The sequence below is a fragment of the Megamonas sp. genome (genome assembly GCF_986095205.1).
This window is the reverse complement of sequence record NZ_CFQVBI010000055.1, coordinates 20,783-31,814: the sequence shown is the minus strand read 5'-3', so window position 1 is coordinate 31,814 and position 11,032 is coordinate 20,783. Positions and strand designations below refer to the sequence as shown.

The following is an 11,032-nucleotide window of genomic DNA, read 5'->3' as shown; positions in this document are numbered from 1 at the left end:
TAAAAGGACTTAGTCCCGTAGAATACAGAACTAAGTCTCAATTAGTAGCTTAATTAATATGTCCAATATTTTGGGTGCATGTCACTTACACCATACTCTTTTAATAATCCTATCTATATCAAATTATTTACCGAAGTAACGTTTTAAAAGACCATTGAAGCCACAACCATGACGAGCTTCGTCTTTAGCCATTTCATGAACTGTATCATGAACTGCATCTAAGCCAAGTTCTTTAGCTAAAGTAGCAAGTTCTTTTTTACCAGCACATGCACCATGTTCAGCAGCAACACGGAGTTCAAGATTTTTCTTAGTGCTGTCAGTTACAACTTCACCGAGAAGTTCAGCAAATTTTGCAGCATGTTCTGCTTCTTCAAAAGCATAACGTTTGTAAGCATCAGCGATTTCAGGATAACCTTCACGTTCAGCAACACGGCTCATAGCGAGGTACATACCAACTTCTGTGCATTCGCCAGTGAAGTTCTGCTGTAAACCTTCGATAATGCGAGGGTCAGCACCTTTTGCTACGCCTACACGATGTTCGTCAGCGAATACTAATTCACCGGATTGTTCTACAAATTTATCTGCTGGTGCTTTACAAATTGGGCACTGTTCTGGTGCGCTTTCACCTTCATATACATAACCACAAATACTGCAAACCCATTTTTTCATTATAAATTCCTCCAATACTTAGATATATACACATTAAATAAATTGATAATTTCTAATTCCTTATCAATATTGTTTGTTCCTTATGTGTATATTATATGATTATACTAACAATAAATCAAACGCTAAAAATTCCATATTATCTCCTTTTTTCTCCTATTTTCTTTTATATTCTTCATTATCCTATGTTTTACTAAATGAAATTAATTTTTTATAGCTTTTTTTTACTTTTTAATAATTATTATCATTTAGTTATATACTTAAAAAAATACATTAAATAAACTGTAGATATACTTATTTTATGATACAATTAATATACAAAGAATTTAAAATATGAGGATATTCACTCCAGGGAGGTTTTTTTGTTGATAGGTATTATAGTTACAGGACATGGTAACTTTGCATCTGGCCTTGCTTCATCTATTGAAGTTATTGCTGGCAAACAAGATAAATTTGAAGCGATTGATTTTCCTATCGGTTCTACAAATACAGAATTAGCTAAACAATTACAAGAAGCTGTTGAACGTTTAAATTGTTCTGATATTATTTTCTGCACAGATATAGCAGGCGGTACACCTTTTAATCAAAGTGTTATTTTATCTACACATTTACCAAATAGTAAGGTTATCAGTGGAACTAATGTTCCTGTTTTATTAGAAGCACTCTTTAGCAGAGCTAATCAAACAGCTTTAAGTTTATCTGAAATTTTAGTTGATAGTCATCAGTCCAGAATTCAAGTATTCCAATCTCGTTCTCAGAATAAAAAAAATCGAGGAAGTGTTCTTAATGACTAAAATTGCTATTAAGGCTCAAAAAATTTTCACTGCTGATTTTATTGAAAGCAACAAATATCTAGTCATTGAAGATAATAAATTTGCTGGATTTTTCTCTAAAGAAAACGTTGAAAAAGAAAATATTCCTGTAAAAGAATATAATGATGCATTCATTATTCCAGGTCTTATTGATACTCATATCCATGGTGCTGTAGGTCATGACACTATGGACTCCACTCCAGAGGCTTTAAAAAGCATTGGGGATTATCTTTTAACTCAAGGTACTACTACATGGATGCCAACTACAGTAACAGCTCCACTTGAAGATATCTATAAAGCTATTGCCAATGTAGCTGAATGTAAAGATACATTAAATAGTGCTCGTATTCTTGGTATGTTCATTGAAGGACCTTATATCACAAGCAAACACAAAGGAGCTCACCCTGAAGAACATATTCGCCCATTAAATAAAGAAGAAATCGAAAAAATGGCTGAATATAACACTGTAAAATCCATTATCATTGCACCTGAAAAAGAAGATGCACCAAAATTCACTAAATGGATAACACAAGATTTAAAAATCAAAGTTTCCTTAGGTCATAGCAGTGCAAATTACGAAGAAGCTTGTGCTTGTTTTGATATGGGTGCTGATGCTGGTGTTCATACTTACTGTGCTATGGAACAACTCCATCATCGCAATCCTAATTTATTAGGTGCTATCATGACTCGCAATGATGTATATGCCGAACTCATTGCTGATGGTATTCATGTTTCTTTACCAGCTATGAAAATTCTCTTACAGAATAAACCAAAAGATAAAGCTTTACTCGTAAGTGATGCAATTCAAGGCACTGGCTTAAAAGATGGTCGCTATATGCTTGGCACTTTACCATTTAATGTAAAAGATGGAATTGCTCGCATTGATAGTGGTAATCTCGCTGGCAGTACAACAACTCTTTTAAAAGAAGTTCGTCGCCTCATTTTAGAATTACATGAAAATCCTATTCATGCTGTTAATATGGCATCATTAAATCCAGCAAAACGCTTCGGTGTTGATGATGAACTTGGTAGCATTGCCATTGGTAAAAAAGCTGACTTCCTTATCATAACTCCTGATTATGAACTTAAAGAAACTTGGCTCGATGGAAAATGTGTATTTAAAGCTTAACAATTAATAAAAAACACTTTCTAATTTTTATTTAGAAAGTGTTTTTAGTTTTTGCAGTAATATAGTTTTTATATTATAATTAAGAATTAAGGTTTATCAATTATTAAACTATCTCTTAATGAAAGGATTTTTTTTTGAAAAATACTAAGCTACGACCCTTAACTGAAAGTAGCCTATTGACTGCTATAACAGTAATCATTGCTATGGCAGGAATTTATATACCTTTTATTATTTTATTTTGGACTTTACCTATTACAATTATTACAGCCAAACATAATCTTAAATATGGTATATTTAGTGCTTTAATTGCTAGTATTTTATTATGTGTATTTTTAACACCTGTTACTGCCATACCACTTGTTCTAGGTTCAGTGCCTCTAGCTTTAACTTTAGGTTTTGGCTATAATCATTGTTGGTCTGCTGTAAAGATTTTTGCTACATCTTTTGTAGCTTCAATCATTGGTGTATGTCTATTTTTAATATGTACCTTCTATCTCACAGGTATAAATTTATTTGTAGACCAATTAGATGCTTTTAAAACAGCTATGCTTGATACAAATGAAATGTTTAATTCTATGGGCATAACTTCCGAAGCTATGATTGATGCACAAAGACAAACTCAGCATTTAATAGAAACTCTTGCGCTTGTCTTACCTATGATTTTTATTTTAAATGCTGTAATAAAATTAGTGATTAATTATATTGCTAGTTCTTTTTTATTAAAACGCTTGGGAACTACAAATATTAATTCTTTGCCACCATTTAGATTATGGCGTTTCCCTAAAGTTTTCATATATATATATGCCTTTTCTTTAATCGGCATGTATTGGGGCGATACTCGCAGTATTACTCTACTTTATCAAATTGCTCTAAACACTTATTTATGTGCTAATGTCTTAGGTTTAGTACAAGGTTTATCTGTCATAAGATTTTTTTATAAATTAAAAAATTGGCCAACTGCTGTTTGGATTTTCATTATCATTATGTTATGTCTAAACATGATAATTGCTCAAATCATTGCTCTTGCTGGCTTCTTTGATATGATTTTTGATTATCGAAAGAAATTCAAAAATAGCAATGATGTTTAGGAGGTAATTTTATGCCTAATAAATTATCCACTTGGATTGATATATGTGTTACTTTAATAGTTTCTTTGATATTATTAGTCATATTATTTCAATACAATTGGTATATATTTAGTGGCGGTATTGTTTTATGGATATGTTTATTCTTTTATCTAAAAGAACGCAGTATTGAACGACGCAAAAATCTAAAAGCTTACTATGAAAATGTCATTAAAAATGTAAATGAATTATCTAATTATGCTTTGGAACAATTACCTCAAGTAATCATGGTTATCAATAAAGATTTACGTTTAGAATGGTATAATCATGAATTAGAACGCTGGCTCAAGCAACCACCTGAAATAGGTTCTTTTATAACTGATATTTGGCCAAACATTCCTATCGATAATATTTGGAACCGCAATGGTCAATATATCTTTTCTCAAGATAATAAATTCTACATGGTAATCTATCGACCAGTAAATACTGATGACGATAGCCATTTAATGACTTTATATATCTATGATATTTCAGAATATGAACGTTTTAAATTAGATACAGCTATGCGTACTATGGTATTTGGCTATATCCAAATAGATAATTATGATGACGTTATGCAAGGGTTAAGTGAAGCTCAACGTACATCTATCTTATTTGAAGTCAATAGTCTTTTAGATAAATGGTCTCATTCTCTAGGTGGATTACTTCGTCGTATCTCTGATGATATGTATGTAATCATCTTAGAGCGCCATGCTCTTGATTTAGCTGTCAGTGAAAAATTCGATATCTTAGACAAGGTTCGCAATCTTCACGGCGATAACAAATTCCCTGTTACTTTGAGTATCGGTTTAATCCAAAGCAGACCAAAAACTTCTATGGAAGAACTAGGTGCTCTTGCTCAATCTCATCTTGATTTAGTATTAGGTAGAGGTGGGGACCAGGTAGCTGTTGACTTAGATGGTAAAGTTCAATTCTTTGGTGGAAAATCCAAAGCTGTAGAAAAACATACCCGTGTAAAAGCTCGCGTTGTCGCTCATGCTGTTTTTGAACGCATGGAAGCTGCTGATGTTGTGTTTGTCATGGGACATCACAATGAAGATTTTGATAGTTTAGGCTCTGCCATAGGTGTATCGCGTATGGCTCGTCAAATGGGAAAACCTGTTTATATCATTTTAAGTGATATGAATGAAGGTGTAGATAAATTAATCAGTCTTTGCAAAACTGATAAAGACTTTGAAAATCTCTTTATCACGCAAAAAGAAGCGCTAGCAATGACTGCTTTAAATCCTGTATTATTCGTAGTCGATACACATATACCTCATCTTGTGGCTAGTCCTGATTTATTGCAATCAATAAATAATGTCATTGTAATCGACCATCATCGTCGTTCTGAAAATGTAATCAAAAATGCATTATTAATCTATATTGAGCCATATTCTTCTTCTACAAGCGAATTGGTAACTGAATTATTGATGTATTTCAATGAAAATATCAAGTTATCACGTTTAGAAGCTACTGCTCTTTATTCTGGTATAGTTGTCGATACGAAAAACTTCCGTGTCAATACTGGTGTTCGTACATTTGATGCTGTATCGCATTTACGTCGTTGTGGTGCTGACCCTGAAGTAGTTCATTATTTATTCCGCACAGATTATGAAACTAATCTTGCTGAATGTACTGCTATTGCTAATTCTGTTTTCTATCCTGAAGGCTTAGTTGTAGCAGTTTGCCCTGATAATGCTAATAGTATTCAAGCTATATCAGGAAAAATCGCTGATGATTTATTGGGAATTGAAAATGTACGCGTAAGTATTGTATTTTTCCGCTTAAAAGATAATGTCATTGGTGTAAGCGCTCGTTCTACTGGTGAAATCAATGTCCAAGTTATCATGGAACAATTTGGTGGTGGCGGTCATCAAAATGTGGCTGGTTCCCAAGTAAAAAATAGACCTTTAAAAGAATTAAAACAAGATGTAGTAAATACTACATTGTCATATATGAAAGAGGCTGATAAGAATGAAAGTAATAATGTTGCAAGATCTTAAAAAAGTTGGTAAAAAAGGCGATATCGTAGAAGTTGCTGAAGGATATGGTAGAAATTTCCTCATCGCTAAAAAATATGCAGTAGAAGCGACTAAACAAAATATAAATGTAGCTCAAGCTCAGAAAAAATCTGCTGAACGCAAAAAACAACAAGCTAGTGATGAAGCTCGTTTAATGGCTTCCCAATTATCCCAAGTAGAAATCACTATTCCTGTTCGCGTTGGCGAAGGCAGTCGTTTATTTGGCTCTGTTACAAGTAAAGATGTTGCTTTAACACTTAAAGAAAAACACAATATTGATATTGATAAACGCAAAATCGATATAAAAAATATAACTTGTCTCGGTGATTACACTGCAACAATCAAAGTTCACCCTGAAATAACAAGTACAATCACTGTACACGTTGTAGAAAAATAAGAGGCAATTATGAGTATATTTTCTCGTTTTTTCAAATCTAAAAAAAAATCTCGAACAACTAAGGCTGCTGTAAAATTACAGCAGCCTAATATTTCTGCTACAAAAGTTGAAAATTCTCCTGAAGAAATCGTAGTTGAACCTATAGACCATGATATTGATGCTCTTTATGATATCTTAGTCGATATCGAAGGTGCTGACCGTCTTGTATTAAAAGCGAGTAAATTAGAAGCTTTAACGCTAATTCGCTCGAATAACCGCAATCAACGTATCTTAGGTCTGCAAAAAATAGTTTATGAAAACCCTACTTTAGATAAATTGCCTAAAGATGATGAAATTCCTACACTTTTAAAAGAAATGATGGATTATTTAGCCAATATCATGGCACGTCGTTCTTTTGAAGATGAATTAGAAAAACGCATATCTGCGAAGATGGAAGAAAATCACCAAGATTATATTTTCGATATAAAAAAACAAATCCTTAAAGAAGAAAGTTCTCTTAAAGAGTCTTCTCAATCATTAGCAAAACTAAAACAGCTAGAAGATAAAAATAAAATTCATCTAACAAAATCCATCATGGAATTGTTACGACCAGAAAATTTATCTGAAATTATAGGACAAGAAAGAGCTATTAAAGCTTTAAAAGCAAAATTAAGCTCACCTTATCCTCAACATCTAATACTTTATGGTCCTCCTGGCGTAGGGAAAACAACTGCTGCAAGGCTCGTACTTCAAGAAGCATGTACTCAGCCACATACACCATTTAATGCTGATGCACCTTTTGTGGAAACAGACGGCACTACACTTCGCTATGACCCTAGAGGTATAGCCAACCCTCTACTCGGTTCTGTTCATGACCCTATTTATCAAGGAGCTCGTAGAGATTTAGCCGACAGCGGTATTCCTGAACCAAAACCAGGGCTTGTTACAGATGCTCACGGTGGTATTTTATTCATTGATGAAATCGGGGAACTTGATGATACTTTACAAAATGAATTATTAAAAGTCCTTGAAGATAAGCGCGCTTATTTTGACTCTGCTTATTTTGAGCCAAACGACCCTAATGTACCAGAATATATCAAAAAATTATTCACTGAAGGTGCGCCTGCTGATTTCGTTTTAATTGGAGCTACCACTCGCGATAGCTATTATTTAAATCCAGCTCTTCGTTCTCGTTGTGCTGAAATCTATTTTGAACCACTGACTCCAAAACATATTGAAACTATAGTTTTAAATGCTGCTCATAAACTAAATGCTAAATTAGATGATGAAGTAGCCCAGATTATCAGTGAATATACAATTGAAGGACGTAAAGCTATCAATATCTTAGCTGATGCTTACAGTAATGCTCTCGTTCGCCAAGAAAATGATATGAATAATATATTAATCACTAAAGAAGATATCTATACTGTAGCTCAAGTAAGTCGCTTAACACCATTTATCACTAAAAAAGCTTCTGACACTAGTGAGATTGGTAAAATTTTTGGCTTAGGCGTTGCTGGTTTCATTGGTTCTGTTATCGAAATTGAAGCTATCGCTTTTAAAGCTCATGAAAAAGGTAAAGGTATCTTGCGTTTTAATCAAACAGCTGGCTCTATGGCTCAAGACTCTGTCTTCAATGCTGCTGCTGTTGTGCGCAAACTCACAAATGAAGATATCCATGATTATGATATTCACATCAATATAATCGGTGGCGGTAATATTGATGGACCATCTGCTGGAACAGCGATTTTAATAGCTTTGATTTCTGCTATTACCCAAAAACCAATTCGTCAGGATATCGCCATTACTGGTGAAATCTCTATTCAAGGATTAGTTCGTCCTGTAGGTGGTGTCTTTGAAAAAGCTTATGGTGCTAGCCAAGCTGGCATCAAGACCTTGATTATTCCTGAAGAAAATGCTAAAGATATCCCTCCTGATTTACATGGCTTAAAAGTACATCCTGTTAAAACAGCACAAGAAGCTTTAGCATTCGCTTTTGATAAAATTTAAGAGGTGATTATTTTTGATAGATAGAGTACCTCCCCAAAATATAGAAGCTGAGCAAGCTGTTTTAGGTGCTATGCTCATTTCTAAAGAAGCTATTGCTGAATCTGCTCAAATTTTAAATCCACAGGATTTTTATCGCGAGGCTCATCGCATTGTTTTTGAAGCAATGCTTGATTTATCCAATCGCAATCAGGCAGTCGATAATTTAACTGTCATTGAACAATTAAATAAAACAAATCAATTAGAAAAAGTTGGCGGTATTGCCTTTGTTACTGCACTTGCCAATACTGTACCTACAGCTGCAAATGTAGTTTTTTATGCTAAGATAGTCAAAGAAAAGGCTCTCATGCGTCATCTCATCAATACAGCTACAGCCATTGCTGCTATGGGTTATGAAGGTGCTGATGATGCTGATAGCATCATGGATAAAGCCGAAAAAATGATTTTAGAAATCGCTTCCAATCGCAAAACTGGCGATTTCACACCTATTAATCAAATTGTCATTGATACTTTTAGCAAAATTGAAAATCTATATGAATCAAAAGGTGGTCTAACAGGTTTATCCACTGGCTTTAAAGACTTAGATAAACTCACCGCAGGGCTTCAACCTTCTGATTTAATCTTAGTAGCTGCCAGACCTAGTATGGGGAAAACAGCCTTTACTTTAAATATAGCTTCTCATGTTGCTTTAAAAGAAAATAAACCTGTAGCCTTTTTCTCTCTTGAAATGTCCAAAGAACAATTAATGCAACGTATGCTCTGTGCAGAAGGGCTTGTCGAGTCTCAACGATTACGCGTCGGTGATTTAGATGAACAAGATTGGCAAAAATTAATTGCCGCTGCTGATAAATTTTCTAAAGCACCACTTTATATTGATGATACTCCTGGTATCAGCATCATGGAACTTCGCTCCAAAGCTCGCCGACTTCAACAAGAAAAAGGTTTAAGCTTGGTATTAATCGACTATTTGCAATTAATGCAAGGTAGAGCAAATAAAAATGGCGATAATCGACAACAAGAAATCTCTGAGATATCTCGTTCTTTAAAATCTCTAGCTCGTGAACTCAATGTTCCTGTAATTGCACTTTCTCAGCTTTCTCGTAGCGTAGAGTCAAGACAGATAAAAAAACCTATGCTCAGTGACCTTCGTGAATCTGGTTCACTAGAACAAGATGCCGATATCGTTATGTTTTTATACCGTGAAGATTATTACAATGCTGAAACAGAAAATAAAAATATAACTGATGTCATTGTCGCAAAACATCGTAATGGTCCTGTTGATACTGTTCAATTATTCTTCCATAAAGAATTTACAAAATTTGCAGATTTACTTCGTACTCAAGATAATATTTAACAAAACAAGCTATATTAATCGTAAAATTAATATAGCTTTTTATTATGCACATATGTATCGTAAACTTATAATCCCCATTTTCATTGACACTAAAGTACATAAAATGCTATTATATGAAGGTAAAAGCTACATATAGATTTTACAAATAAAACTCAAATCCTTGACATAGTGTCTATTTGAGTTCTTTTTGCTGTTATCAGTAGAAAATTTATGCTGGTTTTAAATATGAGGAGGAAATTTTTAAATGATTGAACGCTATACCAATCCTGAAATGGGAAGAATTTGGACTCTCCAACACGAATTTGAAGTAATGCTTGAAGTTGAAATTACAGCTTGTGAAGCTATGGCAGAACTTGGTCAAATTCCTGTAGAAGCTGCTAAAAATATTCGTGAAAAAGCACAGTTTAACTTAGAACGCGTTAAAGAAATTGAAAAAGTTACTAATCATGATATTATCGCATTTTTAACTAACGTTGCTGAATACGTTGGTGAAGATTCTAAATATATCCATAAAGGATTAACTTCCAGCGACGTAAAAGATACAGCACTCGGCATTATGATGAAAAAATCCGCTGAGCTTATTTTAGAAGACCTCAAAAATTTACGTGATGTTTTAAAACGTCAAGCTAAAAAATATAAACACACTGTTTGCATTGGTCGTACTCATGGTATCCATGCAGAACCAATGACTCTCGGTTTAAAATTTGCTTTATGGTATGATGAAGTTTGCCGTGATATCGAACGTGTTGAACACGCTAAAAAAATTGTTGCTGTTGGTAAACTTTCTGGTGCTGTAGGTACTTATTCCAATATTGACCCTCGTATTGAAGAAATCACTTGCAAAAAACTTGGCATTGAACCTGTAAAACTTGCAACACAAGTTATTCAGCGTGATCGCCATGCAGAATATATGACTACTCTTGCTATTGTAGCTAGCACATTTGAAAAAATCGCTACAGAATTACGTAACCTTCAACGTACTGATATCCGTGAAGTTGAAGAATATTTCCAACCAGGTCAAAAAGGTTCTTCTGCTATGCCTCATAAACGTAATCCAATCACTGGTGAACGTATCTCCGGTATGGCTCGCCTTGTTCGTGGTAACGCTATTGCAGCTATGGAAGATATCACTCTTTGGCATGAACGCGATATTTCCCATTCTTCCGTTGAACGCGTAATTTTACCCGACAGCACTATCAACGTTGATTACTGCTGCCGTAAATTAACAAATCTTTTAGATAAACTTCTCGTTTATCCAGAAGCTATGATGGAAAATCTTAACAAAACTGGCGGTCTTATCTTCAGCCAACGCATCATGCTCGCTGTTGTAAGCAAAGGCGTACTTCGTGAAGATGCTTACAAATGGGTTCAAAGAAATGCTATGGCTAGATGGCTCAAAGGCGAAGATTTCCGCACAAATGTAGAAAAAGACCCAGATATCACAAAATATCTCACTAAAGAAGAAATCGACAACTGCTTCGATTATCAATGGTTCTTACGCAATGTAGACATGATTATGGCTCGTTTCGGTATTGAATAAGCAGTTAATATTAAACTTGAG

At 34.1% G+C, this 11,032-nt stretch carries 9 protein-coding genes; 8 read left to right on the top strand and 1 reads right to left on the bottom strand.

What is annotated here, in order from left to right; translation table 11 throughout:
- Nucleotides 1-123 precede the first annotated feature (123 nt).
- The gene (locus AC5LAX_RS07935) at nt 124-669 is read right to left on the bottom strand and encodes an NADH peroxidase (RefSeq protein ID WP_008539147.1); all 546 of its coding nucleotides are present in this window, start codon (nt 667-669) and stop codon (nt 124-126) included.
- Nucleotides 670-1,031: 362 nt separating this feature from the next.
- Between AC5LAX_RS07935 and agaF the strand changes: the two genes are divergently transcribed.
- The 8 genes from agaF to purB all read left to right on the top strand — a co-directional run bounded on the left by agaF (nt 1,032) and on the right by purB (nt 11,011).
- Nucleotides 1,032-1,460 (top strand): PTS galactosamine/N-acetylgalactosamine transporter subunit IIA, encoded by a 429-nt coding sequence (agaF, locus tag AC5LAX_RS07930; protein WP_018999268.1) that lies wholly within the window; start codon nt 1,032-1,034, stop codon nt 1,458-1,460.
- Nucleotides 1,453-2,607: an N-acetylglucosamine-6-phosphate deacetylase gene (gene nagA / locus AC5LAX_RS07925; protein WP_115150799.1), complete on the top strand. Its 1,155-nt coding sequence runs from the start codon at nt 1,453-1,455 to the stop codon at nt 2,605-2,607. Before agaF ends, nagA begins: the two co-directional genes overlap by 8 nt.
- A 134-nt stretch (nt 2,608-2,741) precedes the next feature.
- Nucleotides 2,742-3,695 carry a YybS family protein gene (locus AC5LAX_RS07920; RefSeq protein WP_026296936.1) on the top strand — a complete coding sequence of 318 codons (954 nt, stop codon included), beginning with the start codon at nt 2,742-2,744 and terminating at the stop codon, nt 3,693-3,695.
- 11 nt (nt 3,696-3,706) lie between these two features.
- Entirely contained in the window at nt 3,707-5,716 is a 2,010-nt protein-coding gene (locus tag AC5LAX_RS07915) for a DHH family phosphoesterase (RefSeq protein WP_015562025.1), read from the top strand.
- Nucleotides 5,688-6,131, top strand: a complete 444-nt coding sequence (gene rplI / locus AC5LAX_RS07910) for a 50S ribosomal protein L9 (RefSeq protein WP_008539152.1) — start codon at nt 5,688-5,690, stop codon at nt 6,129-6,131. Before AC5LAX_RS07915 ends, rplI begins: the two co-directional genes overlap by 29 nt.
- A 9-nt stretch (nt 6,132-6,140) precedes the next feature.
- Complete coding sequence (gene lonC / locus AC5LAX_RS07905) at nt 6,141-8,120, top strand: Lon family ATP-dependent protease (protein WP_167625303.1); 1,980 nt, start codon at nt 6,141-6,143, stop codon at nt 8,118-8,120.
- 13 nt (nt 8,121-8,133) lie between these two features.
- Nucleotides 8,134-9,471 (top strand): replicative DNA helicase, encoded by a 1,338-nt coding sequence (dnaB, locus tag AC5LAX_RS07900; protein ID WP_008539154.1) that lies wholly within the window; start codon nt 8,134-8,136, stop codon nt 9,469-9,471.
- A 244-nt stretch (nt 9,472-9,715) separates the two neighbouring features.
- Nucleotides 9,716-11,011: an adenylosuccinate lyase gene (gene purB, locus AC5LAX_RS07895; RefSeq protein ID WP_015562021.1), complete on the top strand. Its 1,296-nt coding sequence runs from the start codon at nt 9,716-9,718 to the stop codon at nt 11,009-11,011.
- The last annotated feature ends 21 nt before the right edge of the window (nt 11,012-11,032 follow it).

Excerpts from the sequence above, each read along its gene's own strand:
- AC5LAX_RS07935 (WP_008539147.1), bottom strand. The coding sequence starts at position 669 with ATGAAAAAATGGGTTTGCAGTATTTGTGGTTATGTATATGAAGGTGAA.
- nagA (WP_115150799.1), top strand. The coding sequence starts at position 1,453 with ATGACTAAAATTGCTATTAAGGCTCAAAAAATTTTCACTGCTGATTTT.
- AC5LAX_RS07915 (WP_015562025.1), top strand. The coding sequence starts at position 3,707 with ATGCCTAATAAATTATCCACTTGGATTGATATATGTGTTACTTTAATA.
- rplI (WP_008539152.1), top strand. The coding sequence starts at position 5,688 with ATGAAAGTAATAATGTTGCAAGATCTTAAAAAAGTTGGTAAAAAAGGC.
- lonC (WP_167625303.1), top strand. The coding sequence starts at position 6,141 with ATGAGTATATTTTCTCGTTTTTTCAAATCTAAAAAAAAATCTCGAACA.
- purB (WP_015562021.1), top strand. The coding sequence starts at position 9,716 with ATGATTGAACGCTATACCAATCCTGAAATGGGAAGAATTTGGACTCTC.